Annotated in this window: 1 pseudogene; it reads left to right on the top strand. The window is 45.3% G+C overall.

What is annotated here, in order from left to right:
- Positions 1 to 126: 126 nt before the first annotated feature.
- Positions 127 to 329: pseudogene (locus EZM41_RS06695) on the top strand (hypothetical protein); the annotation flags it as partial.

The following is a 329-nucleotide window of genomic DNA, read 5'->3' as shown; positions in this document are numbered from 1 at the left end:
CTTAGCCAACAAACTGTCCATCGAGGGCAGAGCTCGCAAGATAGCATTAAAAGGATCACTCATGATAGACCCTCCTCAAACCTTCACTCTTGAAAAAATTTTAACCTTTATTTGAGGCCAAATACGATGATGCCTATGCTTTATATGCCCGATGCAGTTAAGGCTGCCATCACCCTTATGGAAGCCGAGCCGAGCAAGCTTGTGCACCGCAATGGTTACAATGGTAAAATTTTGCGGGTGAACTTGAGCGATGCGAGCATTAAAACAGAGGAGTTCGACGAAGCATTCTATCGCACCTATATGGGGGGCTCGGGTCTAATTGTCTATTA

This window comes from Acetomicrobium sp. S15 = DSM 107314 (assembly GCF_016125955.1).
In the GTDB taxonomy this organism is placed as follows: domain Bacteria; phylum Synergistota; class Synergistia; order Synergistales; family Thermosynergistaceae; genus Thermosynergistes; species Thermosynergistes pyruvativorans.
Note: the sequence above shows the minus strand (reverse complement) of the source record. Positions and strands in the feature narration are given on the sequence as shown.